The sequence below is a fragment of the uncultured Alistipes sp. genome (genome assembly GCF_910580175.1).
GTDB lineage: Bacteria > Bacteroidota > Bacteroidia > Bacteroidales > Rikenellaceae > Alistipes.
Window position 1 is genome coordinate 251365 of record NZ_CAJTXD010000003.1, and the last position, 23892, is coordinate 275256.

The window sequence follows — 23892 nt, forward strand, 5'->3', positions numbered from 1 at the left end:
CTCCCTTAATCGTTCTCTCGCATTATGGAAAATACCCGTCAGCAGAAAATCGCCAAACAGATTCAGAAAGATGTCGCCGAAATCTTCCAGAAGGAGGGTGCCGCCCTCGTCCGCGGGTCGTTGGTTACCGTTACGGCTGTGCGCGTCTCGCCCGATTTCGGTTATGCCAAGATCTACGTCAGCATCTTTCCTTTCGAGCGCAGCCAGGAGTTGATGAAGGAGTTGGAGCAGAACAACTGGTTCGTCCGCCGGGCTTTGGGCCAGCGCATCCGCAATCAGTTGAAGAGCGTGCCCGAAATCCAGTTCTTCCTCGATGATTCGCTCGAATACATCGAACAGATCGACCAGGCGTTGAAAAAATAATCGGAGACGACGTCCGTCCGGAGTGCTTGAAATCATGCTTCCTCTCTTTTTCGCCCGTCGTTATTTCTTTTCGTCCGCCTGCCGGTCGGTCATCCATTTGATTTCCGGTTTGAGCGTCGTTGCCGTGGCGGTTCCCGTTGCTGCGATGATCGTCTTGTTGTCGGTGTTCAACGGGTTCGAGTCGTTCGTCAAGGCCAATTGTTCTGCTTTCGATGCCGACCTCACGGTCTTGCCGCGCGAGGGGCGCACGTTCGCCGCGCAGGACATCGACACCGCACGTCTTTCTCGCATTCCCGGTGTCGGAGCGTTCTCCTTCATCTTGGAGCAGAGCGCCTTGTTGGAGCACGACGGGCGGCAGGCCACCGCCACCGTCCGGGGTGTCGACGATCGTTACGGCGAGGTCTTCCCGCTCCGGGAGGCGGTCGCTTCCGGCTTCGCCGACGTGCGGATCGGCGACATTGAACGGCTCGTCATCGGCCGTGGAATGGCTTACCTGCTCGGCATCCGTTCGCTGGCCGATGCCGACGTCGATCTTTATGCCGTGCGGCGGGGGACATTCTCGTCGTTGTTGCCGGTGGCCAATTATACGCGGCGTTCAGTGCCCGTAGGGGGCGTCTTCTCCATCGATGCCGATTCGGAGCAGACCTATGTCCTTGCGTCGCTGCGCCTGGCGCAGTCGCTTTTTTCGCATCGCGGGCGGGTCTCGGCGCTTTCAGTCCGCGTTTCGCCCGATGCCGATCCTCTGGCCGTGCGGCAGGAGGTCGGGCGGGTCGCCGGCCAGGAGTTCGAGGTGCGCACGCGTTACGAAATGCGGGCTTCGTTTTACCGGATCATGACTTACGAGAAGTGGGGCATCTTTTTCATCGCCTTGCTGGTGCTCGTCGTCGCGTCGTTTTCCATCGTCGGGTCGTTGGCCATGTTGATCGTCGATAAGCGCGACGACATCCGTACGCTCGGGGCCTTGGGTGCCGGCCGTTCGCTCGTGCGGGCCGTTTTTCGTGCCGAGGGATTGTTGATCTGCGGTGTCGGAGCGGTCGGCGGCGTGTTGTTGGGCGTCGGAGCCAGCCTCGCCCAGCAGTATTTCGGATTCATTAAGATTCCGGCCGAAACGTTTCTCATCGAGAGTTACCCCGTCGAGTTCCGGCTTCCCGATTTGTTGATCGTCATCGCTGCGTTCGCCGTCGTCGCCTACGTGCTTTCGACCGTTACTGTCCGCAGCATGATAAAAAAAACTTGTTGACTATGAAACGGTTTCTCCGTAGTTTGCTTTGTGTCGGTTTCGGGGTGCTTGCTGTCGCTTGTGTCCGCCACAAGATCATTCCCGACAGCAAGTTGGCGTTGATTTTCCACGATGCTTTCTTGGCCAATGCCTATGTCGGCAACCGCAACATGACGCGCGATTCGCTCAACCTCTATGAGCCGATTTTCGCCCGTTACGGTTATACGACCGAGGATGTCCATTATACGATCGGCAATTTCTCCAAACGCAAGAGCGCCCGCCTGGGCGATGTCGTCGAGCGGGCCATCGCCATGCTCGAAGCCGAGGGCAAGTATTACAATCGGGAGGTTGCCGTGCTCGACACCATCGACAACGTGGCCGTGCGGAGTTCCCGGCAGATCGTGTACACCGATTCGTTGATCCGAGTGCGGTCGTTGGCCGACACGGCGAAGGCGCGTTTCGTCTTCGATGTCGTGCCCGGCGATTACGACGTGCGTCTGGTTTACGAGATCGATTCCCTCGACCGCAATGCCAAGGGAATCCGCTGTTCCATGTGGTTGGAGCGTGCCGACGGTTCGCAGACGTCGCTCTCCGCGTCCGTCTTGCGGCGCCATCGCGAGGAGCGGCTCTCGCGCCATTTCAAGACCGATTCTTCCCACCGGCGCCTGCATGTCGTTTTGGTCGGGTTTGCCGACCGGCCGCAGCGGCCTCATGTCACGGTGCGGGATTTCGAGGTCGTCCGCACGCTGCCCAAGCGCGAGGCGGTCGAACGGCTCTACGAGCAGCAGCTCGACATCCGGATTTTCGCCGACGGATTTTTCGGCGGCCTTGCGGACGACCGGGAGGAGCGGCCGGGGGCCGAAGCGGAAAATCGGACGCCGGCAGCCGACGGCCCGCAGGTCGATTCGGCGGCCGGGAGCGGTTCTCCGAAACTTCCGTCTGCAAATCCTGCATCCCGATGACTGTCCGTCGGATCGCTGCCCACCTGCTCTGGACTCCCGGCGGCATCGTCCGCCATCCGGTGGCTGAAGTTGGGGAGTACGGGGATGTGCGGTGGATCGGGACGTCCGCCGATCCCGACCGGGAGCCGTTCACGGCGTTTTTTGCCGGGTTGCTCGTGCCCGATTTTCCTCGCGATTTCCGTGCTGTTTTCGCCCGGATGCAAATGCAGCTCGATATTCCGCTCGCCGAAGCGTTGGCGGCTGTCGTTACTCCCGGATGCGGAGTGCCGGTCGTCATTTCCGGACTCGATTACGAGACTTTGCGTCTCACGCCGCACTCCTGCATCATGAAGGTGTAAAAACCCGGTTCGGTGCGTTTTTTATTTCAGGGGCGGCAGGTGTTCTTCTACCGTGCGGCGCAGGTGATCGTTGTCCAGATGGGTGTAGATCTCCGTCGTCAGAATGCTTTCGTGGCCCAGCATCTCCTGTACTTGGCGGATGCTCGCTCCGCCTTCGAGCAGATGCGTGGCGAACGAGTGGCGGAAGGTGTGGGGGCTGATGCGTTTGTCGATTCCCGCCCGCCGGGCGGCTTGTCGGATGATCGTGAAGACCATGACTCGGGTAAGCCGGCAGCCGCGGTTGTTCAGGAAGACGATTTCCCGGTCGCGGCCCGTCGTATCCATCGTCCGGCGGTCGTCCAGCCAGTTTTGGATCTTGTCGCGCGCCGTGGCGCTTACCGGCACCAGACGTTGTTTGTCGCCCTTGCCGATCACACGGATATAGCCCTCGCCGAAAAAGAGGTCGGACAGCCGCAGCGAGGTCAGCTCCGAGACCCGCAGACCGCACGAGTAGAGCACTTCCAGCATCGCCGTGTCGCGGCGGCCCTTGGGCGTCGCCGGGTCGATCGAGCCGATGAGGCGGTCGATCTCTTCGGTCGTCAGTACGTCGGGAAGCTGGCGCCCGAACTTGGGCGCGGCGATGAATTCGGCCGGCGAGGCGTCGATCTTCTCCTCCAGCAGCAGAAAGTTGAAGAAGCTGCGGATGCCGCTCAAGCGGCGGGCCTGCGAAGTCTTCTCGCTGCCGCGTTCGTAGAGACGGCCCATGTAGCGGTCGATCATTTCGCGCTCGACCTTGCGCGGACCCACGTCCCACTGGTGCAGGATGAAATGGGCGAACTGGTGCAGATCGCGCATGTACGCTTCCACCGTGTTGGCCGAAAGGCGTTTCTCCAGTTTGATGTAGGTGCGGTAGCGGCGGGCGGCCTCTTCCCATTTTTTTGTGTTTTCCGCCATCGGTCAGCTGCTTTTCGGGGGATTATCCGTAACTTTGTCCTTTGCGAAGATACGAAAATTTTACATAATATGGATTTTGTCGCTTTGAATGTTTCCGGTCTCTCCGAGGAGCTGTCCGAGATTCTTACCGCCGAGTTGGCCGATTTTCCGTTCGAGAGTTTCGAGACCGAGGGGGGTGTGCTCAAGGCCTACATCCCCCAAGAGCGCCTGGCCGACTGCAAGTTCGAGGTCGACGCTTTGTTGGCCCGGTACGGTGTCGCGGGACGTTATATTTCCATCGAGGCGCAGAATTGGAACGCCCTCTGGGAGCAGAATTTTCCTGCTACCGATGTCGAGGGGCGCTTGCGCATCCGCGCGCCGTTCCACGAGCCGGCGCCCGCAGGCGAGTTGGAAATCGTCGTCATGCCCAAGATGTCGTTCGGCACCGGGCAGCATGCCACCACCTGGCTGATGGCCCGCGGGGTGCTCGGTCTGGAGGTGGCCGGGCGCCGCGGTCTGGACATGGGCAGCGGGACGGGCGTGTTGGCGATCCTCGCCGCCAAGTGCGGCGCGGCGCATGTCGATGCCGTCGATATCGACGAGTGGGCCGATGCCAATTGCTGCGAAAATGTCGCCGCCAACGGTGTCGGGGCGCTCGTCGAACCCATGTTGGGCGACGTGGGCCGCATCGCGGGTCGCAGCTATGATTTTATTTTGGCCAACATCAACCGCAACATCCTGCTGCGCGATATGAGGGCCTATGCCGCGGCGCTTCTGCCGGGCGGCGATCTGTTGATGAGCGGATTCCTCGAAGCCGACGTCGAGGCCGTCGTTGCGGCGGCGGGACAGGAGGGGTTGTCGTGCGTCGATGTCGTTTCGCGCGACGGTTGGATGATGGTGCATTGCAAATCGCATTGACGGAGCGGCGGCGATTCCGTCGCGGCGGCCGGGTCGGCTTTCCGGGCCGCGACAAAGAGACCGGGTTTTCATGAAGACTTATAAGGGGCGCGGAGTAGTCCTCCATACGCTCAAATATGGCGATTCGTCGATGGTCGCTTTCTTGTTGACCGACGTCGGCGGGCGGCGCAGCTACATGGTGCAGGGCGTTCGCAGCCGCAGCGGCCGCGGGTCGAAGCTGGCGCTTTTCCAGCCCATGTTTCCCGTGGAGTTCGAAGGGTTGGAGCCGTCCCGCGGGCAGATGCACCGGTTCAAGGAGATACGTACGGCTTTCGCCTTGCAAGGCTTGCCTTTCGACGTGCGCAAATCCACCGTGGGGCTTTTCATGGCGGAGGTGCTCTACCGGTTGGTGCGCGAGAGCGAGCCGAACGAAGCGTTGTTCGATTTCGTGTGGCATTCGGTCGGTGCGCTCGACGCCATGCAGGAGGGCGTGGCCAATTTCCACCTCTGGTTTTTGGCCAATCTGAGCCGCTTCCTCGGTTTCTGTCCTGGTAACGACTATGTGCCCGGCGCGTGGTTCGACATTCGCGAGGGGTTGTTCGTGCCGGTGCAGCCGGCCCATACCGAGGTCATGACGCGCGATTGCGCCCGCATGCTGCGCGAGATGATGGATTGCGGCGTGCAGGAACTCGGTGCCGTCGCTCTCAACCGGGCGCAGCGGGTCGAGTTTCTCAATGCCATGCTGGTTTACTTCGGTTATCATCTCGACGCCATCAGTGCCGTACAATCGGTGCGGATTTTGCGGGAGGTGTTTTAAAACTCTGTTCCGAGCATATGAGGCCGATGAATCATAGCGTGAAATACCCGTCAGACACCTCCACGAACCTTTGGCGTCGTAATCTGCGCTGCCGGTCGGCAGCGTGGGGCGGAGCCGTCTTGGTGGCGGTTTTTTGTTGCGTCGTCGGTCGTGCCCAGGAGCCGCAGCCCGGTTTTTTGCTGGTCGACTCCCTGCGGCAGGAGGGTTTCGTCGTGTCCGATTCGCTGGGGGTGCTTGCGCCCTGGACGCCCGACTTCCGGTCGATGGAGCCGATCCGCACGTCGCCCCTGGTTTCGATGGCTTCGGTCGTTGAGGTTCAGCTCGAAAACCGGCCCCGCCATATCGTTGTGATCGACAACAACACGCTGCGCCTGGGGCGTTATTTCAACCTCTCCAACGGTCAGGCCTGGCATTGGGGGCCGTTTCTGAATGCGTATCTCGATGCGCGCACCCTGTCGTTCCCCATGCCGCGGTAACGATATGCTGTTTTTACGTATTTTCGCTTATTGATTCATTGTCCGGGATTTCCGACTTTTGTACTTACAACCCGAATTTTCCCGTTCCATGAAGAAATATTTGTTTCTCTTTTTTTTGTCTTCGATCTTTTGCCGTGTTGCAACGGCTCGGAATCACGTCGAAGCGTCTTCCCCGTCCGATACCCTCGCTGCTCGCGTCGCCGTGCTCGAAGCGCGGACTTCGACCTGGGACAAGATCGTGTCCCGGCTGCCCGAGTTTTCGGGCTACGTGCAGGCCGGATACCAATATGGCGGGGAGGCGTCCTCGTTCTTTCTCAAGCGCGTGCGTTTGAGCATCGCCGGAGACATCGTGCCGAAACTCGACTACAAGATACAATTCGAGTTCTGCAAGCCGCAGTTGGTCGACGCTTATTTGCAGTATAGTCCTTTCCGCCAGCTCAAGCTCAAGGTCGGTCAGTACAAGATTCCCTTTTCGATCGAGAATACCGATTATCCTCCTACCCGTTTTGAGTTGATCGAGTATCCTCTTGCTTTGTGCAAGCTCGTCGGCTTCGGTTCCGATCTGTGCGGGATTTCGGCTTCCGGACGCGAGTTGGGGGCCACGCTCTCCGGCGGTTTCTTTCCGCGGCAGGGCCGGAATGTCGTCGGCTATGATTTCAGCGTCTTCAACGGCGAGGGGATCAACACCTGGGACAAGAACAAGTCCAAGGATGTCGTTGCCCGTCTGAGCTTGCGCCCCGTCGACGGGTTGTTGCTGTCGGGGTCTTATTATTGGGGCGAATACGGTGCGTCATATTTCAAGCGCGAGCGTTACGGGGCCGGTATCTGCTACGACCGCGGTGCCGTCGTCGTCCGCGGCGAGTGGATCGGCGGACGCACCGGCAGCGATCATGGCGAGTTCGGCAGCGACGGTTGGTATCTGCTGGCCGGTTGGCGTGCTCCGTATAATCTGATGCCCGTCGTGCGGTTCGATACCTTTGCCGAGAATACTTCTGCGCGTTCCGCGACTCGACAGGATAACTATACCGTGGGTTTGCTCTGGGCACCTGTCAAGCATTTGCGTTGTCAGATCAACTATACTTATGAAAACTACGGCCCGGCCTTCGATACTGCGGCCCGCAGCGTAGTTGCCGTCATGTTCACGGGCATGTTCTGAGTGACAAGCAGCCCTTGCCGGGCTGCGGTTCTTTCGATCGATCAAACCTCTTCTTATGAAAAATTTGCTTGAAAAACTCCGCACCGAAGATTGGGTCGTAGTTTGGATTTCCGTGCCGCTGTTGTTGTTGGCGCTCGCGGTTCCCGGAAAGTTGCCTGCTGTTCCGTCGACTTTGATCGGCAGCGTCGCGTGGTACAACATCGCCTTGTTGTTTCTCCTTTGCCTGGCGGTGCTTTATGTCGGGTCATGGCTTTTGCAGCGCCCCATGAAAGGGCTTTTGCCGTCGTTCGTCATGGTCTTCGCCGTTTCGCTCCTCGCTCAGGTCGTTGCCAAGATTCCGCAGGTGGCTTATTATGGATTCGAGTCGGTCTTCTTTTCTGTTGTTTTCGGATTGTTGATCCGCAATCTATGGCATGTTCCCGAGTGGATGAAGCCCGCTGTGCAGGGCGAGTTCTACATCAAGATCGGCGTCGTGTGTCTGGGTGCCACCATCCTGTTCAGCGATGTCATGAAGTCCGGCATCTTCGGGCTTTTGCAGGCATGCGTCGTGGTCGCCGTCGTGTGGTTCTTCGCATTCCGGCTTTCGCGCCGGGCGAAGGTCGACGAGCGGTCGGCCATGATCCTTTCGTCGGGCGTCTCGATCTGCGGCGTTTCGGCTTGCATCACGGCTGCGCGCGTAGCCGGCGGCGATGACAAGAAGTTGTCGTACATCGTCTCGCTCGTTCTGATCGTCGTCGTGCCCATGATCTACCTCATGCCTTGGCTGGCGCGTACGGTGCTGCCTTTGATCTTCTCCGACCCGCAGACCTTGCAGGAGGTGGCCGGCGCCTGGATCGGCGGTACGATCGACACCACGTCGGGCGTCGCCGCGTCGAGCACCATCGTCGGTGAGGTCGCCAACCAGCATGCCGTCATCATCAAGGCGGCGCAGAACGTCCTGATCGGCGTCGTGGCGTTCTTCATCGCACTTTATCTTTCGGCCCGCGGCGGGCAAGGCAGCTCCGGACGTCCGTCGTTGGGCATCGTGTGGGAGAAGTTTCCCAAGTTCATCATCGGCTTCGTCGCCGCATCGCTCCTGTTCAGCTTGTGCCAGTCGGGCGGGGTCTTCACGCTTTCCGACAAGGGCAAATGGATCGAGCCGGGCGTCGCCAAGATGTTTTCCACGGTTTTCTTTTCGCTCGCGTTCGTCTGCATCGGTCTCGATACTCGGCTCAAGGATATTGTTTCCCGCGAGAACCGCAATCTTCTGTGGGCTTTCCTCGGGGCGCAGGCGTTCAATGTCGTGGTCACGTTGATCGTGGCGTGTCTCTTCTTCGGGGTGTTGAAACCGATGCTCTAAATTGAAAAATAAAAGGCCTCACGGCCTTTTATTTTTTGAAGAAGTAGCTTTTCTGCCGGCGTTTCTCCTCCTGCGAGCGGGCGACGTAGACTTTTTCGTGGGTGTAGGGGTTTTCGCCCGTGTAGAACATGACCGACGAGAGGGTCAGCGGTGTGGGTGTCAGGTCTTGCACTTGTTCGAGCGTGAAGTGGAGTTTGCCCAGCACTTTTTGCGACAGCGCCCGCATGTCGCGTTCCGTGCAGCCCGGGTGCGACGAGATGAAGTAGGGGATCAGCTGGTAGGGCAGCTCCTCGGTGCGGCAGATGCGTCGGAAGTCGGTGTGCAGCCGTTCGAACATCGCGAACGGAGGTTTACGCATCAGCTTCAGCACCGGGTCTTCCGTGTGCTCGGGCGCCACCTTCAGCCGGCCCGACGTGTGGTGCTTGAGCACCGTCGCCAGGTAGGGCGAGTCGTCGAACAGGTCGTAGCGGATGCCGCTGCCGATAAAGGCTTTCTTGATGCCTTTCACGGCCCGGATCTTGGCATAGAGGTCGAGCGCTGGCCGGTGGTCGTTGTTCAGATTGGGGCATTTGGCCGGGTGCAGGCACGACGCCCGGCGGCATTTGCGGCACGCTTCGCGGTCGCGGCCGCCCATGCGGTACATGTTGGCCGAGGGGCCTCCGACATCCGACAGGTAGCCCTTGAATCCCGGCATCTTCGTTATTCGTTCCACTTCGGCCAGTATCGAGCGTTCGCTGCGCGAGTGGATGAACTTGCCCTGGTGGGCCGAGATCGTGCAGAACGAGCAGCCTCCGAAGCAGCCGCGGTGGATGTTTACCGAGAATTTGATCATCTCCCACGCCGGTATGGCGCCCTTGCCGTTGTAGCGCGGGTGGGGCGCCCGTTCGTAGGGCAGGTCGAACGAACGGTCGAGTTCTTCGGTCGTCAGCGTCGCCTGGGGCGGCGTTACCACCGTGTAGCGGTCGCCCGCGCGTTCGACCAGCGTCGCTTCCGGCTCCGGCAGGTTGCTTTGGGTTTCGATGATCGTGAAGTTTTCGCCGAACGCCCGTTTGTCCGCACAGCATTCCTCATAACTGTGCAGGCGGATCGTCGTCGTCGGATCGAGCCGCGAGACGTAGGCTTCGTCGGCCAGGAACGCCACCTGGCGGATTTTGCGCAGCAGCTTGGCGTTGTAGCCGTTGCGCATCGCGCGGGCCACTTGTTGGATCACTCCTTCGCCCATGCCGTAGATCAGCAGGTCGGCGCCCGATTCGGCCAGAATCGAGGGTTTGAGCGTGTCGCTCCAGTAGTCGTAGTGGGTCAGTCGGCGCAGCGACGCTTCGATGCCGCCCACGACCACCGGCGTGTGGGGGTAGAGTCGTTTGAGTATCCGCGTGTAGACCGTCACGGCGTAGTCGGGGCGGAATCCCGCTTTGCCGCCCGGCGTGTAGGCGTCGTCGTGGCGCAGCCGCAGGTTGGCCGTGTAGTGGTTGACCATCGAGTCCATCGCCCCGGCCGTCACGCCGAAAAAGAGACGCGGGGCACCCAGCTTCGTGAAGTCGCGCAGGTCGTCGCGCCAGTTGGGCTGGGGCACGATCGCCACCCGGTAGCCCTCGGCTTCGAGCAGCCGCCCGATCACTGCGGCGCCGAATGCCGGATGGTCGATGTAGGCGTCGCCCGTGAAAAGCACGACGTCCAGCTCGTCCCACCCTCGGGCACGCACTTCTTTTATGGTTGTAGGCAAAAACAAATCGAGCGGTCGGATTCCCTTTTTGTTATACGGGGATGTTTGTTTTTCAGTTCTCTTTTTCGGCTGTCGCGGCGTAGTTGTCCCACTTGGTCAGCAAGGCCCGGAAATCCGCCGGCAGCTCGCTCTCGAAGCGCATTTCGCGGCGGGTCGTGGGGTGGTCGAAACCCAGCGACTGGGCATGCAGGGCATGGCGGGGCATCAGGGCGAAGCAGTTTTCGATGAATTGTTTGTATTTGGCGAACGTCGTTCCCTTGAGTATGCGGTCGCCGCCGTAGCGTTCATCGTTGAAAAGCGGATGTCCCTGCCAAGCCATGTGTACGCGGATCTGGTGCGTGCGCCCCGTCTCCAGGCGGCATTCGACCAGCGTCACGTAGCCGTAGCGTTTCAGCACGCGCCAGTGGGTTACGGCATGTTTGCCGTCCGAGCCGTCTTCGAATACATACATTTTTTGTCGTTCGCGGGGGCTGCGGCCTATGTTTCCCGTGATCGTTCCCTCGTCTTCGGCGAAGTCGCCCCACACCAGAGCCACGTAGCGGCGGTAGATCGTGTGGTCGAAAAATTGTTTCGCCAGCCGGGCATGGGTCTGTTCGTTCTTGGCCACGACCAGCAGTCCCGACGTGTTCTTGTCTATGCGGTGCACCAACCCCGCGCGCATGCCGCCGCTGTCGGCGATCTCCGTGCCGCGCAGATGCCAGGCCAGGGCGTTGACCAGCGTCCCCGAGTGGTTGCCCACGCCCGGATGCACCACCATGCCGGCTTCCTTGTCGACCAGCAGCAGGTCGTCGTCTTCGTAGGGGATTTCGAGCGGAATTTCTTCCGGGTGGATTTCGTTGTCGCGCCGCGGATAGGGCAGCACGATCCGGATGCGGTCGAGCGGCTTGACCTTGTAGCTCGCCTTGGCCGGCATGTCGTTTACCAGGATGTTGCCGCTGTCGGCCGCCGCCTGGATGCGGTTGCGCGAGCAGTGCTCCATGCGCGCCACCAGGAACTTGTCCAGGCGCAGCATCGTCTGCCCCTTGTCGGCTACGACCGAGAAGTGTTCGTAGAGGCCGTCCTGCTCGCTCTCCTCCTCGCCCAGGGCCGGGTCGTCGAGCAGGTCGTCGTCCATGTAGGGTGCGTTGTCCATCAGTCGAAGAAGCTGTCGGGGTCGGATTGGTTTTGTTTCCCCGCAGCGGGGGTTTCGACGACCGGTTCGGCAGCCGTCGGTTCGGCGTATTCCAGTTTCGCCCGGGCGATCGAGTCGGCGCGCTCCTGCTCGCGGCGCTGGCGGGCCTGGGCCGCCTCGATGGCCCGTTGTTCTGCGTCCTGGCGAATTTTCTCCAATTTCGCTTCGTCGAGGGTCAGTTGCAGGTCGACTTTCGCGCCCAGATGCAGGCGGCGTTCCGCGGCGGGTTGTTGTAGATAGACGCGCGCATCTTTTTGGTTGAGCAGGTTGATGCCCTTGTCGAAAGCGATCTTTCCGACGTTGAGTCCCGATTCCCACAGCCGGCCCTTGGCTTCTTTGAGCGTCAGACCCACGGTCTCGGGCACATAGGTTGCGTTGTGTCCCGGCGCCACGCCCACGTAGAGTGTCACGCCCGAGCCCATTTCGGCTTCGAGGCGGCTGGAGGGTGTGACGGCGCGGCCCGCTACGAATTGGCTCAGCACATAATTGGTCGCCATGTCGGTGCGGTAGATCAGTTCGCTGATTTCCAGTCCTGCGATTTCCAGCATATTCTTGGCCTGGCGCAGCGAGCGGTCGGCCACATAGGGCACAGGCACCATCTTCTGGCGGAAGGAGTTGATCGTGATGTAGACCGTGCGGCCGGGCTTCACTTCCACGCCGCCCGCGGGCAGCTGATCCAGCACGATGCCGCCTTCGTAGGTCGGCACGAAGAGAGAGTCGTTGATTTGCAGGCGCAGGTCGTGTTTGCGGGCCGTGCGCTGGGCCTCGCGCAGCGGCATGCCCGAGAAGTCGGGCACCGTGCGCCGGTGTCCGTGGCGGGTGCCGATCTGCATGGCTATGTGGGCGGTCACGGCCAGGGCCGCGATGATCGCGCAGATCAGGAAGAGGTTGTAGATCAGCGAGTGCTCTTTGAGCCGCTGCCACAGGGATGCGGGTTTCTGCATGTCTTTCGCATTATTTGGGGGCCTTCCGGTAGAGGTAGACCGCGATGAACAGATAGATGATGTTCGGAAGCCATACGGCCAGCCAGGGGGGCAGCGAGCCGCTTTTGGCGAATTCCTCGAAGAAGCGGTTGAACAGGATGTAGGAGAAGCAGAGGCCCGTGCCGATGCCGATGTGCAGGCCCGTGCCGCCGCGCACCTTGCGCGAGGAGAGCGACACGCCGATGAGCGTCAGGATGAACGTCGAGAGCGGATAGGCGTAGCGGGCGTGGCGTTCGACTTCGATGATGTTGATTGCGTCCGAGCCTTTGGCCCGCTGCTGGGCCAGGAAACGGTTCAGTTCCGAGATGTTCATCGTCTGGATCAGTTCGTTGACCCGCCCCAGTTCGCTCACTTCCAGATTGATGAGCGTGTCCAGGTTGCGGAACTGTTCGAAGGTCTCCGTTCCCGAGGCGTCGAATTCGCGTTTGGTGTAGCGCGGAGCCGTCCAGCGCTTGGTCTCGGGGTCGAAGCGGGTCTCCGAGGCTTCGAGCGAGCGGATCATCGAGCCGCTTTCGTAGTGTTCCAGTACGAAGAACGAGGCCTGGTGCGAAGCGTCTCGGTAGCCGCGGATGTAGACGAACGTGCCCGGCTCGATCTGGCGGTAGATGTGCTGGTCGTATTGGGTATTCTGCTTGCGTTTGATGTACTGCGATTCGAACTCCACGATCTTGCGCTGCGAGAGCGGGATGACCCAGAGGTTGAGCGTGAGCGAAAGGCCGCCGATGATCAGGGCGCCCAGGAAGTAGGGCCACATCAGCCGCCGGAACGACATGCCGCCCGAGAGCATGGCCACGATTTCGGTCTGGTAGGCCATCTTCGAGGTAAAGAAGATGCAGGCGATGAAAGTGAACAGGCCGCTGAACTGGTTGATGAAGAACGGGATGAAGTTCAGGTAGTAGTCGAAGATCACGCTTCGCAGCGGTGCATGCAGCTCGGTAAAGTCGTCGATTTTCTCCACATAGTCGAAAAGCACGACTACCACGATAATCATCGCTATGGCGAAGAAGTAGGTCGACAGAAACTTGCCTAAGATGTAGCGGTCGAGAATCTTGTATCCCGGAAATCGGAACGTTTTCGACAAGCCGGAGACCGGGCCGGGCTTGTCCGCCTTGCGCCGGGAGGCGAAAAACTGCATGGAACCGAACCTCATCATCTTAGAGTCTTCGTTGCAGTTTGGCGACCATCGTCTCTTTCCACGCCTTGAAGTCGCCGGCCGCTATGTGTTCGCGGGCCATGCCGACCAGCCGCAGGTAGAACGCAATGTTGTGCAGCGATGCGATTTCGGCCGCCAGCATCTCCCCGCAGACGCAGAGGTGGTGCAGGTAGGCTTTCGAGTAGAGCGTGTCGACGAACGCTGTGCCCTGCGGGTCGATCGGCGAGAAGTCGTCCTCCCACTTCTTGTTGCGGATGTTGATGATGCCCTCGGCCGTGAAGAGCTGGCCGTTGCGGCCGTTGCGCGTCGGCATCACGCAGTCGAACATGTCCACGCCGCGGTCGATGCCTTCCAATATGTTTACCGGAGTGCCGACGCCCATCAGGTAGCGGGGGCGGTTGTCGGGCAGGATGGCGTTGACGACCTCGATCATCTCGTACATCGTCTCCGTGGGTTCGCCCACAGCCAGACCGCCGATGGCATAGCCGTCGGCGTTGTAGCGCTTCGCGTTCTCCGCCGCTCTGGCCCGCAGATCGGGGTAGGTGCAGCCTTGGACGATGGGGAAGAGCGCTTGGTAGTGGCCGTATTTGGGCGCTGTCTGCGCATAGCGTTCGAAGCAGCGGTCGAGCCAGCGTTCCGTGAGGTCGAGCGACTTGGCCGCATAGTCGCGCGGCGCATCGCCCGGCGGGCATTCGTCGAACGCCATCATGATGTCGGCGCCGATGGTGCGTTCGGTGTCGATGACGCTTTCGGGCGTGAAAAGGTGCTTCGAGCCGTCGATGTGCGAGCGGAAGTGGCACCCCTCCTCCTTGAGCTTGCGGCATGCGGCCAGCGAGAAGACCTGAAAACCGCCGCTGTCGGTCAGCATCGGCCCTTCCCAGGTCGAGAAACGGTGCACGCCGCCCGCCTTCTCGATGATCTCCATGCCGGGCCGCAGGTAGAGGTGGTAGGTATTGGCCAGAATGATCTGCGCCCGTGCTTCGTCGCGCACATCGCGGTGGTAGATGCCCTTGACCGTGGCGGCCGTGCCCACGGGCATGAAGATCGGCGTGAGGATCTCGCCGTGGTCGGTGCGCAATACGCCCGCACGGGCCTGCGACGAGGGGTCTTTATGTTGCAAGATGAATTCCATCGTTCTATGCTTTCGTTCCGGCTTTTGTTGCTCCCGGGAAAAACCTGCGCGCCGCAGCGTCCGGTTTATTCGCAGCGGCCGGTTCTTGGAGCCGGTTTGTTCCGCGCCCGGTTTGCAGGGCGTCGCCGCTTCTGCCGAATCCTGCGTGGAACCGTCCCAGGGCAAGGAAAGCCTATAACTCGACAAAAGTACGCAAAAAAATTCTTAATTCTTAATTCTTAATTCTTAATTGTTTTCTACCTTTGTGCTTATTTTAGGATTATGCAGTTTTTCGATTCTTTCTTCGACTCTTTTCTGGCTTGCTACGGCAGGGAGGGCGCAGCGCTTGCCGCCGTGCTTCTGGTACTGCTGGGTGTGCAGCTCTATTATTATATTTTCGTTTACGGTCGTATCGCCGGTTACAAGAACAACCGCCGGCCCGTGGTGCTCGATGCCGATCCTCCCGTCTCGGTGGTCATGCCGCTTTTTTCCGAAGACTATGCTTTCGTCGAGGAGCGGCTGCCGCTGATCTTGGCCCAGAGCTATCCCAAGTTCGAGGTGGTAATCGTCTACGTGGGCCACGACACCGATTTCTACGAAGACCTCGCGCGGTTGAAGCAGTCGTTTCCGCAGATCACGACGACTAAGATCCACCTTAATCCGCGCTTCCCCATTTCGCGCAAGATGGCGCTCAACGTCGGCATCAAGTCGGCCCATTACGAGCACATGATCTTCACTTCGACCGACGCCTGTCCGCAGACCGACCGATGGTTGTCGCTCATGGCCAAGGGTTTCACGCGGGGCGACGTCGTCGTGGGGTATTGCGGCGTCGAGCAGAAAGGCGGATTGGTCAACTACCTCATGCGCACCTGGCGCATGATGCACGCCGCCGAGTGGTTGGGCCGTGCCGTGCGCCGGCGTCCCTACCGCGGCATGTTGCAGAATTTCGGCTTTACCAAGACTTTGTATTTCGGTGCCAACGGCTTCAACCGGCTCAACATGAACATCGGCGAGGACGATCTTTTCTTGCAGCAGGTCATGACGCGCAGCAACGTGAGCGTCATCCTCTCGCCGCGCGCTACGTTGCGCGAGAAGATTTGGGGCGGCCTGGGCTGGGGGTTGGGGCAGCTGCGCTATTTCGGTTCGGCGTTCCGGTTCTATCCTCGTTCGGCCAAGAACTACGTGCAATGGGAGATCGGTTCGCGGCTGCTCTTTTTCGCCGCCGTTCTTTGCGCCTTGATCTTCATGCCGTTGGAGTATAAGGCCGCCGTTGCTTTGCTCGTGTTGCTGCGTTATGTCATCGTGGCCATCGAGGTAAGGCGCATCGCCCAGCGCGTGGGCGAGCGAGGCATCGCATGGTGTTATTTCATCTACGATTTGTTGAGTCTGCCGGGGGCCATCCTCGTGCGGCTCATGCTGCTGCGCAAAGACAAGCGCGTATGGAGATAGCCGACTACATTGTAGCCGACGACCGGCGCTTGGTCGAGTTGGTGCTCGCCGGCGACAATACGGCTTTCGAGTATCTTTTCGACCGCTACCATGAGGCGATCCGGCGGCTGTTCATGCAGCGCATGGGCGGCGCCCGCGACGTGGACGATCTGTTGCAGGAGACTTTCGTCAAGGTCTACGTCAACCTCCACCGCTACAATGCCGCCTATACGTTCGGGCAGTGGGTCTATACCATCGCCCGCAATACGTTCGTCGACTATGTTCGGCGCCGGCAGGACGACCTGCCCATCGACGAACGCTTCGCGGCCCCGGCCTCCAGCGCTCCCACCCCCGAGGAGAGCGTCATCAACGGACAGCAGCGCCGGCAGCTGGAAAATTATCTGGAGCGTCTCTCCCCGCGTTACCGGAAGTTGATCGAGATGCGTTTTTTCGAGGAGTATTCTTACGAGGAGATCGCCGCCAAACTCGATCTGCCGCTCGGCACGGTCAAGACGCAGATCCATCGCGCCCGGGAGCGGATGTGCCGCTTCATCACGCAGGGGGAGGAGTGATTCCCGCCCCGCACAATTCATGATCCGATGGTGGAACTTGTTCTGAAATATTTCCCGGAGCTTTCCGACGAACAGCGTCGGCAGTTCGCGGCCATGTATGACCTCTATGCCGAGTGGAACGCAAAGATCAATGTCGTGTCGCGCAAGGACTTCGACCAGCTTTACCTGCGGCATGTGCTCCACTCGCTGGCCATCGCCAAGGTCTGTGCGTTCGATGCCGGCGCCCGGGTGCTCGACGTCGGGTGCGGCGGCGGGTTTCCGTCGGTGCCGCTGGCCGTGCTCTTTCCCGAAGCGCAGTTCACGGCGGCCGATTCGATCCGCAAGAAGATCGCCGTGGTCGAGGGCGTGGCGGCCGGTTTGGGATTGAAGAATCTTGTGCCTCGCTGCGTGCGGGTCGAGACCATGGGCGAGCGGTTCGATTATGTCGTCTCGCGCGCCGTGACGGCCATGCCCCAGTTCGTCGGGTGGGTGTGGAACCGCATTGAAAAAGGGCAGCGCGGAACGCTGCCCAACGGCATCCTCTATCTTAAAGGCGGCGACTTGGCCGAGGAGCTGGCCCTGACTGGCAAACGATGGGACATCTACGACATCCCGCGCTTCTTCGACGAGGAGTTTTTCGAGACCAAGAAAGTGGTGTATACGGCCCGATAGCCCCCCCCCGCAGAGGTGTTCCGGATGTGTTTTCTTAGCGTTTCAATTGCCCCCGATTCTTTTCGGCCCCGTTTCGTGATTTCAGTATCTTCCGGATTCCGGCCATGAATTCTTCGGCCGATGAGGCGCCTTGCATGCGGCCCAATAGTTCGCCGTTGGTGTCGAATACCAGATAAAGCGGAATGGCGCCCTCGCCATAGCGGGCCAGCAGGGTTTTCCCGGGTTCCTTGTCCGTGTCGTATTTCGCTGCTACGAAACGTTCGTCCATGAATTTGCCCACATCCTTGCGTGAAAAGACATGCCGTGACATCATGCGGCAGGGCGGGCACCACGAGGCGTAAAGGTCGATGAAGACCAACTTGCCTTGTTTGATCGCCATTTCGCGCACGTTGTCCGTCGCGGCGGTTTCAAATTTTACCTGGGCCTGTGCGGCGTTCGCTGCGAGCGTTACGGCCAGAATAAGGAGCCATTTTTTCATTTTGCGTTCGTTTTTTGTTCGGACTTGCAAATACCGCACCCAAAAAGCGGGGAGCGGTTGCGTGGGGTCGGATGCAGGACGGCCGTGTCATGGGGTTGTCCGCTCGGCCGTGCTCAGCAGGCCGCAGGCCGCCTGGATGTCTTCGCCGCGCGAGGCACGGAGGGTGGTGTGGATGCCGCGGGCGGTCAGTGCGTCGCGGAACCGGAGCATCGCCTCCTGGTCGGGCGAGAAGTAGGGCGAACCGGGGATTTTGTGGAACCGGATCAGGTTGATGCGGCATTTGATGCCGTCGAGCAGGCGGCACAGTCCGCGGATGTGGCGCGGTGTGTCGTTCAATCCGCTCATGACGATGTATTCGAACGACACGCGCCGTTGGTGCGTGAAGTCGTATTCGCGCAGGATGGCCGCCACCTCGGCGATGGGCCAGGCCTGTTCCACAGGCATGATGGCGGCCCGTTCTTCGGCGAACGGGTTGTGCAGGCTCACGGCCAGATGGGCGTCTGTCGAGTCGAGGAACTGCCGCAGGCGGGGCGCCACGCCTGCCGTCGAGACCGTCACGCGGGTCGGCGACCAGCCGAAGCCCCAGGGCGAGGTAATGATCTCCAGCGCCCGCAGCACATTGTCGAGGTTGTCGAGCGGTTCGCCCATTCCCATGAAGACGACGTTCGTCAGCCGGTCGCGTTCGGGCAGCGAGACGATCTGGTTCATGATTTCCGCCGCCGGAAGCGAGTGTTGCAGCCCCTGGCGCCCCGTGGCGCAGAAGCGGCAGCCCATGCGGCACCCCGCCTGCGACGAGACGCAGAGCGTCGCCCGCTCGCCGTCGGGGATGTAGGCCGATTCGATGAAAGCCCCCTCGCCTGTGCGGAAAAGGTATTTCTTCGTCCCGTCGGCCGATTCCCATACCCGTTCCGGCGCCCTTAACGCCGGCACCGTGCGGGCTGCCAGTGCGGCCCGGTGCGCAGCCGATATGTCGCTCATTTTCATCGGGTCTTCCTCGTGCCGTGTATAGAGCCAGCGGGACAGCTGTCCCGCCGCGAAACGCGGCATGCCCAGTTCCTTGCACAAGGCGGACAATTCTTCGGGCGAGCGTCCGTAAAGATAGGCGGCGTCAGGTCTCTTTTCTGCGGTCATGGAGTGGTTTTTGCCAGTGTTTTTCTGTTCCGGAGTGCGTTTCCGGAGTGCAAAAATAGGTAAAAGTTGAAGATTTTTGTCCGAAGCAGTCCGATTTTGAAATTTTATCTATATATTTGTGGTGTAGTGCGGGCTTCGGCGCGCCCTTAACCGAACGATCAAAAATTTAAGAATAGATGGAAATCAAGAAATCGCCCAAGGCAGACCTCCAGAACAAGCGGGGGCTGCTGCTCGAAATCGGTCTCATCATCGCCTTGGCTCTGGTGATCGTGGCTTTCGCCTATACGCCGCGGGAGCACCGCATCGAGAAAGTCGATCTGAACTACGGCCCTGTCGAGGAGCAGATCGTCGAGATCACGCGCCACGACCAGAAGCCGCCCGAGGCTCCCAAGAAAGTCGAGGTAAAAGTTATCGCCGACTTGTTGCAGGTCGTGACCAACGAGACGAAGATTACCACCGACGTGGACTTCGCCGAGTTCGATGAGAATACCGAAGTGATCCAGCAGGTCGAGGTGGCCGAAGAGGTCGTCGAGGACGACCAGCCGTTCTTGATCGCCGAGACCATGCCTTCGTTCCAGGGCGGCGACCTCAATACGTTCCGCAACTGGGTGCAGCAGAACGTCAAGTTCCCCCAGATCGCGTTGGAGAACGGCATTCAGGGCCGCGTCGTGCTGACGTTCGTCATCGAGAAGGACGGCCGTCTGACTCACGTGCAGGTTTTGCAGACTCCCGACCGGTCGCTTTCCGAGGAGGCGATCCGCGTGCTCAACAAGTCGCCCAAGTGGAGTCCCGGCAAGCAGCGCAACCAGGTGGTGCGTGTCAAGTATACGTTGCCCGTCGATTTCCGCGTGCAGAATTAAGCGTGTGCGGCCGCTGCAAGGCAATCTAAAGGGTATCCTCTTTCGGGCGGATACCCTTGTTTTTGACCGGATCGTCCGTCCGGCACCCGAAAGGGGCGGCGTAGCATGGTGTTTGCCGCCCGGAATAAGATACGGGTATCCGGCGCAACGATACGAACGACGCAATTCGAATTTTGAATTTTGAATTTTGGAAGAGAACAAGAACCATACGATAGACCCTGCGCCTGCCGACGGCGAGCGGGCCGTGCTCGTGGCCGTGATCCGCGACGGTCAGGAGCCGCGGCAGGTCGAGGAGTTTCTCGACGAGCTGGATTTCCTGGCCGAGACGGCCGACATCCGGGCCGTGCGCCGCTTCACGCAGCGCCTGCCCCAGCCCTCGTCGCGGATTTATGTCGGCCCGGGCAAGTTGGAGGAGATCGCCGACTATTGCCGCGAGAATGAAATCGACGTAGTGATTTTCGACGATGAGCTGTCGCCCTCGCAGACGCGCAACATCGAAAAGGCCATGCCGTGCCGCATCCTCGACCGCACGCGGTTGATTCTCGACATCTTCATGTCGCGCGCCCAGACGGCCTATGCTAAGACGCAGGTCCAGCTGGCCAACTACGAGTACATGCTGCCCCGTCTCTCGGGGTTGTGGACGCACCTGGAGCGGCAACGCGGCGGCACCGGTACGCGCGGCGGCGCCGGCGAGCGCGAAATCGAGACCGACCGCCGCATCATCCGCAACCGCATTGCCAAACTCAAGGAAGACCTCAAGAAGATCGACCGCCAGATGGCCGTGCAGCGCTCCAACCGCGGGCAGCTGGTGCGCGTCGCGCTCGTCGGCTATACCAACGTGGGCAAATCCACCTTGATGAACCTGATCTCCAAGAGCGAGGTGTTTGCCGAAAACAAGCTCTTCGCCACGCTCGACACCACGGTGCGCAAGGTCGTCTTCGACAACCTGCCTTTCCTGCTGTCCGACACCGTGGGCTTCATCCGCAAGCTGCCCACCGAGTTGATCGAGTCGTTCAAGTCGACGCTGGACGAGGTGCGCGAAGCCGATCTGCTGGTGCACGTGGTCGACATCTCCCATCCGCAGTTCGAGGAGCAGATCGACGTCGTGAAACGCACGTTGCAGGAGATCGGCGCAGGCGACAAACCTGTGTATCTGGTCTTCAACAAGATCGACGCCTATACTTATGTCAAGAAAGACGAGGACGACCTCACGCCCGCCACGCGCGAGAACCTCTCGCTCGATGACCTGAAGCGCAGTTGGATTGCTAAGGCCAATACGCCGTGCATCTTCCTCTCGGCCCGGGCGAAGACCAACCTGGAGAAGTTCCGCACCGATTTGTACGGCATGGTGCGCGAAATCCACGCCGGGCGCTACCCGTTCAACAATTTTCTCTATTGACCATCAAACCTCAAGTTATTATGGAGTTGCATATCCTCAGCCAGCAGAACACGGTTCTCAACAAGTTCATCGCCCAGATCCGCGACAAGTCGGTGCAGACCGATTCGATGCGTTTCCGCCGCAACATGGAGCGCATCGGCGAGATCACGGCCTACGAGATTTCGAAGACGTTCGGTTTCGCACCCCGGGCGGTGGAGACGCCCCTGGGCGTGGCGACCGTGGAGCTGCCCGAAGACCGGATCGTCATCGCCACTATTCTGCGTGCCGGCCTGCCGTTCCATCAGGGTTTTCTCAACTACTTCGACGATGCGCAGAACGCTTTCGTCTCGGCCTACCGCAAGAGCACCAAGGACGGGAAGTTTACGGTCAAGGTCGAGTATATCTCGTGCGGCGATCTGGAGGGCAAGACTCTGTTGCTGGTCGATCCTATGTTGGCTACCGGTTCGTCGCTCGTGCTGGCCCACCAGGCGTTGTGCGAGCGGGGCGGCGTGCCGGCCCATACCCATGTCGCCGCTGTGATCGCCAGCGAGCAGGGTGTCGACTACGTGATGAAGAACATGCCGCGGCAGACGACTACCGTCTGGGCGGCGGCCGTCGACGAGGAGCTGACCTCGCGTTCCTACATCGTGCCCGGCATCGGCGATGCCGGCGACCTGGCGTACGGGGAGAAAATATAGAAAGAGATTTTGGCCAGGGATAGCGGGATTCATATTCTTCGATCTGATTCCATGCGGGCGATGAAACATAAATCGGTCTTTCTTTTCGCCGTTTTCGCGGCCACGGTATTGCTTCTGGCCGTGCAGAAACCCGTCTTCTTGGTGTGGTATGCCTGCGGGCAGGGCTTTTCGGCGGCCGACTGGTGGCAGGTCGTGCGGCACGGCTTGTCGCTCGACATGACTGTGGCCGGCTATGTCTCGGCGCTGCCCGTGCTTGTGGTGCTGCTGTCGCTGTGGGTGCCGCTGCCCGAACGGATCATGCGGCGGGCATTCATGGCCTATTTCGCGGTCGTTTCTGTTGTTGTGGCGGCAATTTTCGCTGTCGACCTTGCGCTTTACGAGCATTGGGGGTTTCGGATCGACGCCACGGTGTTGATCTACCTGACCGATCCGCGCGAGGCGATGGCCAGCGTCGATTTCTGGCTCGGCGTGCGGCAAACGGCGATCTTTGCAGCATATGCCGCAGCCATGATCTGGGTCTATGGCCGGGTCGTGCGGTTGTTCGACAGCCGGACGCTCGGATGGCGGGCCGCCGGGGCCGGGAGTCTCGGGGTATTGTTGTTGGCCGGGTTCGATTTTTTGGCTATCCGCGGCGGCACGGGGGCTTCGGTCGCCAACGTGTCGAAAGTCTATTTCAGCTCCCGGATGTTGCTCAATCATGCGGCCGTCAATCCCGTCTTTTCGTTGCTCTCCACCTTGGGCGACCGCACGGATTATGCAGCCGAATATCCTTTCTTCGACGAGCAGACCCGGGCGGAGCGCTTCGAGGCGTTGCGCGGCAACCGGCCCGGCTCCGCACCCGGGAGACAGGTGCTCCGCACCAGGCGGCCCAATGTCGTGGTCGTGATTCTCGAAAGTTTCGCTCGCACGGTCATGGACGCCCAGGTCGACGGCATGCCGGTCATGCCCTGGATGCACCGGCTGAAAGGGGAGGGCGTGTGGTTCGAGAATTTCTTCGCCAATTCATTCCGCACCGACCGCGGCGAAGTGGCGATCTTGAGCGGCTTCCCCGCCCAGACGCGGATGTCGATCATGAAACTTCCGGCTAAGAGCCGCAATCTGCCGTCGCTGGCTCGGTCGCTGAACCGCGAGGGCTACGCCACGAGGTTCGCCTATGGCGGCGACCTCAATTTTACGAACCAAGCATCTTACATGTATGCTACCGGCTGGCAGGAGCTTTTCTGGCAGAAAGATTTCGATTTCGATACGCCGCCTGCCGACTGGGGTTACGACGACCGGGTCATGTGCGATTGGTTCGGCCGGCAGGTAATCGAGTGGAGCGCTTCGGGCGAGCCGTTTCTCGCCGGGCTGCTTACCTTGAGCAGCCATCCGCCGTTCGACGTGCCGTTCGCCCGGTTCGAGGATCGGATGTTCAACGCTACGGCTTTTGCGGACGATTGCGTGGGCCGCATGATCGAAGGTTGGAAGAACTCGCCTGCATGGGACGACCTGCTGGTGGTGCTCGTGGCCGATCACGGGGTGCCCTATCCGCCGCCGCTGGCCTATAACGAACCGCTGCGCCACCGCATTCCGATGATCTGGACGGGCGGCGCCGTGGCAGGCCCGCTCGTCGTGGAGGAGTATGCGTCGCAGATCGACCTCTGCGCCACGGTGCTGGGGCAGCTGGGCGTGGCGCACGACGATTTCGATTATAGCAAGGACATTTTCGATCCGGCGCTTCCGAAGTTCGCCTACTATACGTTCAACGACGGTTTCGGTGTGGTCGACGCCTCGGGCGAGGCGATATGGGATGCCGTGACGGGCAAGATTGTGGCGGAGGATGCGCCGGCGCTGACCGACGTTGGCCGCACCCTGTTGCAGACGACTTATGTCGATATAGAAAACCGATGACCGGACGGGGCGGATGGCGGGGGACAGTGCCGGGCCGCTCCGGAGGGATTCGGGCGGATTCGAGGGGGTATCGATTTCGAACGTGGCATCGAACGGTTCGAATCCCCTTTTTTAGGTATTGTCTGCTTGCGGAGCAACAATTATTTTTGAACCGATAAAAAGGGTGTTGCCGGAGTGTGCGCGGCA

The 23892-nt window shown here is 60.3% G+C and carries 24 protein-coding genes; 16 read left to right on the forward strand and 8 right to left on the reverse strand.

Annotated features, from left to right (window positions below; genetic code table 11):
- Window positions 1-24 precede the first annotated feature (24 nt).
- From rbfA to QZ298_RS05460, 4 genes are read left to right on the forward strand one after another with little or no spacing between them, the layout of a single operon-like run.
- Window positions 25-363 (forward strand): 30S ribosome-binding factor RbfA, encoded by a 339-nt coding sequence (rbfA, locus tag QZ298_RS05445; protein ID WP_296006335.1) that lies wholly within the window; start codon window positions 25-27, stop codon window positions 361-363.
- Window positions 364-397: 34 nt separating this feature from the next.
- Window positions 398-1603 carry an ABC transporter permease gene (locus tag QZ298_RS05450; RefSeq protein ID WP_296006337.1) on the forward strand — a complete coding sequence of 402 codons (1206 nt, stop codon included), beginning with the start codon at window positions 398-400 and terminating at the stop codon, window positions 1601-1603.
- A gap of 2 nt (window positions 1604-1605) precedes the next feature.
- Window positions 1606-2544, forward strand: coding sequence for a DUF4296 domain-containing protein (locus QZ298_RS05455; RefSeq protein ID WP_296006339.1), 939 nt, complete (start codon window positions 1606-1608; stop codon window positions 2542-2544).
- Window positions 2541-2882, forward strand: coding sequence for a cytosine deaminase (locus tag QZ298_RS05460; protein ID WP_296006343.1), 342 nt, complete (start codon window positions 2541-2543; stop codon window positions 2880-2882). Before QZ298_RS05455 ends, QZ298_RS05460 begins: the two co-directional genes overlap by 4 nt.
- A 21-nt stretch (window positions 2883-2903) precedes the next feature.
- Here the strand turns inward: QZ298_RS05460 and xerD are convergent, their stop codons facing one another.
- Window positions 2904-3815, reverse strand: coding sequence for a site-specific tyrosine recombinase XerD (gene xerD / locus QZ298_RS05465; protein ID WP_296006346.1), 912 nt, complete (start codon window positions 3813-3815; stop codon window positions 2904-2906).
- Window positions 3816-3884: 69 nt separating this feature from the next.
- On the opposite strand from xerD, the gene prmA reads away from it, so the two are divergent.
- From prmA to QZ298_RS05490, 5 genes are all read left to right on the forward strand, one after another.
- On the forward strand, window positions 3885-4712 hold the full coding sequence (gene prmA / locus QZ298_RS05470; protein ID WP_296006349.1) for a 50S ribosomal protein L11 methyltransferase: 828 nt from the start codon (window positions 3885-3887) through the stop codon (window positions 4710-4712).
- 70 nt (window positions 4713-4782) lie between these two features.
- The gene (locus QZ298_RS05475) at window positions 4783-5508 is read left to right on the forward strand and encodes a DNA repair protein RecO (RefSeq protein ID WP_296006352.1); all 726 of its coding nucleotides are present in this window, start codon (window positions 4783-4785) and stop codon (window positions 5506-5508) included.
- A 17-nt stretch (window positions 5509-5525) separates the two neighbouring features.
- Window positions 5526-5984: a hypothetical protein gene (locus QZ298_RS05480; protein WP_296006355.1), complete on the forward strand. Its 459-nt coding sequence runs from the start codon at window positions 5526-5528 to the stop codon at window positions 5982-5984.
- 88 nt (window positions 5985-6072) lie between these two features.
- Complete coding sequence (locus QZ298_RS05485; protein WP_296006358.1) at window positions 6073-7140, forward strand: porin; 1068 nt, start codon at window positions 6073-6075, stop codon at window positions 7138-7140.
- Window positions 7141-7195: 55 nt separating this feature from the next.
- Window positions 7196-8479, forward strand: a complete 1284-nt coding sequence (locus QZ298_RS05490; protein WP_296006360.1) for a putative sulfate exporter family transporter — start codon at window positions 7196-7198, stop codon at window positions 8477-8479.
- 28 nt (window positions 8480-8507) lie between these two features.
- Here QZ298_RS05490 and QZ298_RS05495 read toward each other — a convergent pair whose 3' ends face one another.
- From QZ298_RS05495 to tgt, 5 genes are read right to left on the reverse strand one after another with little or no spacing between them, the layout of a single operon-like run.
- Window positions 8508-10208, reverse strand: coding sequence for a YgiQ family radical SAM protein (locus QZ298_RS05495; RefSeq protein ID WP_296006361.1), 1701 nt, complete (start codon window positions 10206-10208; stop codon window positions 8508-8510).
- A gap of 46 nt (window positions 10209-10254) precedes the next feature.
- A complete protein-coding gene (locus tag QZ298_RS05500) occupies window positions 10255-11334 on the reverse strand; it encodes an RluA family pseudouridine synthase (RefSeq protein ID WP_296006363.1) in 1080 nt (359 codons plus the stop codon).
- Complete coding sequence (locus QZ298_RS05505) at window positions 11334-12317, reverse strand: PASTA domain-containing protein (RefSeq protein ID WP_296006366.1); 984 nt, start codon at window positions 12315-12317, stop codon at window positions 11334-11336. Before QZ298_RS05505 ends, QZ298_RS05500 begins: the two co-directional genes overlap by 1 nt.
- Before the next feature lie 10 nt (window positions 12318-12327).
- Window positions 12328-13509 carry an LptF/LptG family permease gene (locus QZ298_RS05510; protein ID WP_296006368.1) on the reverse strand — a complete coding sequence of 394 codons (1182 nt, stop codon included), beginning with the start codon at window positions 13507-13509 and terminating at the stop codon, window positions 12328-12330.
- A gap of 1 nt (window position 13510) precedes the next feature.
- Entirely contained in the window at window positions 13511-14641 is a 1131-nt protein-coding gene (tgt, locus tag QZ298_RS05515; RefSeq protein ID WP_296006372.1) for a tRNA guanosine(34) transglycosylase Tgt, read from the reverse strand.
- A 261-nt stretch (window positions 14642-14902) separates the two neighbouring features.
- Between tgt and QZ298_RS05520 the strand changes: the two genes are divergently transcribed.
- From QZ298_RS05520 to QZ298_RS05530, 3 genes are read left to right on the forward strand one after another with little or no spacing between them, the layout of a single operon-like run.
- Window positions 14903-16069, forward strand: a complete 1167-nt coding sequence (locus QZ298_RS05520) for a glycosyltransferase (RefSeq protein ID WP_296006375.1) — start codon at window positions 14903-14905, stop codon at window positions 16067-16069.
- Window positions 16060-16620, forward strand: coding sequence for a sigma-70 family RNA polymerase sigma factor (locus QZ298_RS05525; protein WP_296006378.1), 561 nt, complete (start codon window positions 16060-16062; stop codon window positions 16618-16620). The genes QZ298_RS05520 and QZ298_RS05525 overlap by 10 nt, the downstream gene beginning before the upstream one ends.
- Before the next feature lie 30 nt (window positions 16621-16650).
- Window positions 16651-17271 (forward strand): 16S rRNA (guanine(527)-N(7))-methyltransferase RsmG, encoded by a 621-nt coding sequence (locus QZ298_RS05530; protein ID WP_296006595.1) that lies wholly within the window; start codon window positions 16651-16653, stop codon window positions 17269-17271.
- A gap of 34 nt (window positions 17272-17305) precedes the next feature.
- Here QZ298_RS05530 and QZ298_RS05535 read toward each other — a convergent pair whose 3' ends face one another.
- A complete protein-coding gene (locus tag QZ298_RS05535; RefSeq protein ID WP_296006382.1) occupies window positions 17306-17749 on the reverse strand; it encodes a thioredoxin family protein in 444 nt (147 codons plus the stop codon).
- Between the two features lie 87 nt (window positions 17750-17836).
- Window positions 17837-18880 carry a 23S rRNA (adenine(2503)-C(2))-methyltransferase RlmN gene (rlmN, locus tag QZ298_RS05540; RefSeq protein ID WP_296006385.1) on the reverse strand — a complete coding sequence of 348 codons (1044 nt, stop codon included), beginning with the start codon at window positions 18878-18880 and terminating at the stop codon, window positions 17837-17839.
- A 176-nt stretch (window positions 18881-19056) separates the two neighbouring features.
- Here rlmN and QZ298_RS05545 point away from each other — a divergent pair, with 176 nt between their 5' ends.
- The 4 genes from QZ298_RS05545 (at window position 19057) to QZ298_RS05560 (ending at window position 23706) form a co-directional block, all read left to right on the forward strand.
- The gene (locus QZ298_RS05545; RefSeq protein ID WP_296006387.1) at window positions 19057-19740 is read left to right on the forward strand and encodes an energy transducer TonB; all 684 of its coding nucleotides are present in this window, start codon (window positions 19057-19059) and stop codon (window positions 19738-19740) included.
- 187 nt (window positions 19741-19927) lie between these two features.
- Window positions 19928-21139, forward strand: a complete 1212-nt coding sequence (gene hflX, locus QZ298_RS05550) for a GTPase HflX (protein WP_296006390.1) — start codon at window positions 19928-19930, stop codon at window positions 21137-21139.
- Between the two features lie 20 nt (window positions 21140-21159).
- Entirely contained in the window at window positions 21160-21816 is a 657-nt protein-coding gene (gene upp, locus QZ298_RS05555) for a uracil phosphoribosyltransferase (RefSeq protein WP_296006391.1), read from the forward strand.
- A 60-nt stretch (window positions 21817-21876) separates the two neighbouring features.
- Window positions 21877-23706 carry an LTA synthase family protein gene (locus tag QZ298_RS05560; RefSeq protein ID WP_296006394.1) on the forward strand — a complete coding sequence of 610 codons (1830 nt, stop codon included), beginning with the start codon at window positions 21877-21879 and terminating at the stop codon, window positions 23704-23706.
- Window positions 23707-23892 lie beyond the last annotated feature (186 nt).

Excerpts from the sequence above, each read along its gene's own strand:
- xerD (WP_296006346.1), bottom strand. The coding sequence starts at position 3,815 with ATGGCGGAAAACACAAAAAAATGGGAAGAGGCCGCCCGCCGCTACCGC.
- QZ298_RS05500 (WP_296006363.1), bottom strand. The coding sequence starts at position 11,334 with ATGGACAACGCACCCTACATGGACGACGACCTGCTCGACGACCCGGCC.
- rbfA (WP_296006335.1), top strand. The coding sequence starts at position 25 with ATGGAAAATACCCGTCAGCAGAAAATCGCCAAACAGATTCAGAAAGAT.
- QZ298_RS05455 (WP_296006339.1), top strand. The coding sequence starts at position 1,606 with ATGAAACGGTTTCTCCGTAGTTTGCTTTGTGTCGGTTTCGGGGTGCTT.
- rlmN (WP_296006385.1), bottom strand. The coding sequence starts at position 18,880 with ATGACCGCAGAAAAGAGACCTGACGCCGCCTATCTTTACGGACGCTCG.
- QZ298_RS05485 (WP_296006358.1), top strand. The coding sequence starts at position 6,073 with ATGAAGAAATATTTGTTTCTCTTTTTTTTGTCTTCGATCTTTTGCCGT.
- QZ298_RS05510 (WP_296006368.1), bottom strand. The coding sequence starts at position 13,509 with ATGATGAGGTTCGGTTCCATGCAGTTTTTCGCCTCCCGGCGCAAGGCG.
- QZ298_RS05460 (WP_296006343.1), top strand. The coding sequence starts at position 2,541 with ATGACTGTCCGTCGGATCGCTGCCCACCTGCTCTGGACTCCCGGCGGC.
- QZ298_RS05480 (WP_296006355.1), top strand. The coding sequence starts at position 5,526 with ATGAGGCCGATGAATCATAGCGTGAAATACCCGTCAGACACCTCCACG.
- upp (WP_296006391.1), top strand. The coding sequence starts at position 21,160 with ATGGAGTTGCATATCCTCAGCCAGCAGAACACGGTTCTCAACAAGTTC.
- QZ298_RS05450 (WP_296006337.1), top strand. The coding sequence starts at position 398 with ATGCTTCCTCTCTTTTTCGCCCGTCGTTATTTCTTTTCGTCCGCCTGC.
- QZ298_RS05525 (WP_296006378.1), top strand. The coding sequence starts at position 16,060 with ATGGAGATAGCCGACTACATTGTAGCCGACGACCGGCGCTTGGTCGAG.
- prmA (WP_296006349.1), top strand. The coding sequence starts at position 3,885 with ATGGATTTTGTCGCTTTGAATGTTTCCGGTCTCTCCGAGGAGCTGTCC.
- QZ298_RS05545 (WP_296006387.1), top strand. The coding sequence starts at position 19,057 with ATGGAAATCAAGAAATCGCCCAAGGCAGACCTCCAGAACAAGCGGGGG.
- QZ298_RS05520 (WP_296006375.1), top strand. The coding sequence starts at position 14,903 with ATGCAGTTTTTCGATTCTTTCTTCGACTCTTTTCTGGCTTGCTACGGC.
- QZ298_RS05505 (WP_296006366.1), bottom strand. The coding sequence starts at position 12,317 with ATGCAGAAACCCGCATCCCTGTGGCAGCGGCTCAAAGAGCACTCGCTG.
- QZ298_RS05560 (WP_296006394.1), top strand. The coding sequence starts at position 21,877 with ATGAAACATAAATCGGTCTTTCTTTTCGCCGTTTTCGCGGCCACGGTA.
- QZ298_RS05490 (WP_296006360.1), top strand. The coding sequence starts at position 7,196 with ATGAAAAATTTGCTTGAAAAACTCCGCACCGAAGATTGGGTCGTAGTT.
- tgt (WP_296006372.1), bottom strand. The coding sequence starts at position 14,641 with ATGGAATTCATCTTGCAACATAAAGACCCCTCGTCGCAGGCCCGTGCG.
- QZ298_RS05475 (WP_296006352.1), top strand. The coding sequence starts at position 4,783 with ATGAAGACTTATAAGGGGCGCGGAGTAGTCCTCCATACGCTCAAATAT.
- QZ298_RS05535 (WP_296006382.1), bottom strand. The coding sequence starts at position 17,749 with ATGAAAAAATGGCTCCTTATTCTGGCCGTAACGCTCGCAGCGAACGCC.